Below are 1,851 nucleotides of genomic sequence, written 5' to 3' on the forward strand. Positions count from 1 at the left end.
TGCCGTCGGGGCTGAAAGCAACGCTTTCTACCCATTCTGTTGCGTGTATGGTACGAAGAAGTCTGGGGATTCCTGAACTCATATCAAAGATTCGCAGGTCTCCTGTACGACCGCAGACCCTATTGCCGGAACCCACTCCCACAGCCATGAGCGTACTGTTTTTATTCCATGCAATACTGAGAGCCCTGTGAGGTCCACAACGTGCTGGCGGGGTGGCAGTGGGCGTTGAAGTGGGTATTGCCTGTGGCTGGTTCGGATCTATAGCAATTTTATAGAATAATTGAGGAGGTATTTGTGCTCGCTGATTCGAGCCTAACATTTGAGCCTGTGTAAGGCTTCCTGGCAGAGACATAATCAGACTTGCAATAGCCAGACCTTTTCCAAAGTTCATTATTTTCCTCCAGAATTTCGGCTTTGAATGACTCAGATAGTTCCCAGAGCCAGCGTGGCCATGACAAAAAACGGTGAAAATATGTTGAGGTTTTCTGCCTTGGCCAGCTGGTGATACATGGCGAATGAGGGGTCGGGAATGATGGCTTCTTCACCTTGATGGCAGGCTGAGCGGATGATCAGGTCAATACCCTGGTCGGAGCCGTTGGTAATCATCGCCTGTTTTACTGAAGGACAAACTGGCAGGGTTCGCTCATTAAAGTCCAGCAGCAGGTGGTCATGAGAGTCCCGGCCTTCCAGAGGTGGGGTATAAGCTCCCATTTGGACAATGTGGGATTTGAAAATACTCATGACAAACATTCCTGCTTGTTCTTCCAGGGTGCCAGTGTATGCAAAGCTCGTCGGGCAAGACAAGGAAAATCACATGAGCAGCCGTGGGCAGGCTTAATAACATGAGTCTGTTATTTGTTTTCTGGAAGGTCGGATCAACCCAAAAGATCATCCATGACCGTGTCTGAATTGGCCAGATAGTTTTCCGGAAATGTCATTGCAGTACGATGTCCTGGAGAACTGCTGTTAATAGTACGATTAGCGAAAGGGCTTTAAGCGTCGAAGAATTATCTATTTCTGTGGTGGTTCCGGTACTGGCGTCTGTTGTATTAACTGCTGTTGTATTGACTGCTGTTGTATTGACTGCTGTTGTATTGACCGCTGTTGCAGCGACTGCTGTTGTAATCGCTTCAGTTGTGCTGGCTTGAGCTGTAGGTAATCTTACACCATCGACCCTATACATCAGGGCACGATCCAATCTACCAATTGACAGCCATTTGCCGTCAGGGCTGAATGCAAGGGCGTATGCTGGCGATAATGGCATTGCTATCGGAATAATTGTCAAGCGGGGTGACGACTTGAGTTCCCCATAAACATCGACGCCTCCATTTACATAACCAATTAGCAGCTGGGTACCTTCTTGGTTGAAGACAATGCTTTCTATCCGTTGCGGTAACAGGAGGGTTTGCAGAGGGCTGTTTTCGTCCGGATTCGTCCCATTATAAAGCCTGACTGTTTTTCTAGTATCCGCACATGCCAGCAGGGTGCCGTCGGAGTTGTAGGCAACAGTCAACAAAAAGCTGCCTGAAACGAACAAGTTTTCCAGGCGGTTATACGGGCTGATCCCGCTATAAATTCTTAACCTGCTGCGTTGCTCAGCGACTGCCAGCTGGCCGTTGATGGGGTGGAAGTCAACGCCTTTTATATGGCCTCTTGCATCGGACAGGGTTTTCACGAGGGTGAACAGATTTCTCACGTTTTTAATATAAAGCCTGACCTCTGAATCTTCCCCCCCGGCTGCCAGCAGGGTGCCGTTGGAGTTAAAGGCAACAGTATTTACATCGCTTCCCGCTTCGGTCAGGGTTTGCAGGTGGTTGAACGGGCTCACCCCTTCATAAACATTGACCGTAT

Annotated in this window: 3 protein-coding genes; all 3 read right to left on the bottom strand. The window is 48.8% G+C overall.

The window, feature by feature from the left end; translation table 11 throughout:
- Positions 1–391, bottom strand: a 391-nt coding sequence (locus tag KDK19_RS11145; RefSeq protein WP_257291968.1) for a hypothetical protein, incomplete at its 3' end; no start/stop codon positions are given.
- A 32-nt stretch (positions 392–423) separates the two neighbouring features.
- Positions 424–741 (bottom strand): aminotransferase class I/II-fold pyridoxal phosphate-dependent enzyme, encoded by a 318-nt coding sequence (locus KDK19_RS11150; RefSeq protein ID WP_257255577.1) that lies wholly within the window; start codon positions 739–741, stop codon positions 424–426.
- A 193-nt stretch (positions 742–934) separates the two neighbouring features.
- Positions 935–1,851, bottom strand: a 917-nt coding sequence (locus KDK19_RS11155; RefSeq protein WP_257291969.1) for a WD40 repeat domain-containing protein, incomplete at its 5' end; no start/stop codon positions are given.

The organism is Endozoicomonas sp. ONNA1 (assembly GCF_024606325.1).
Classification (GTDB): domain Bacteria; phylum Pseudomonadota; class Gammaproteobacteria; order Pseudomonadales; family Endozoicomonadaceae; genus Endozoicomonas_A.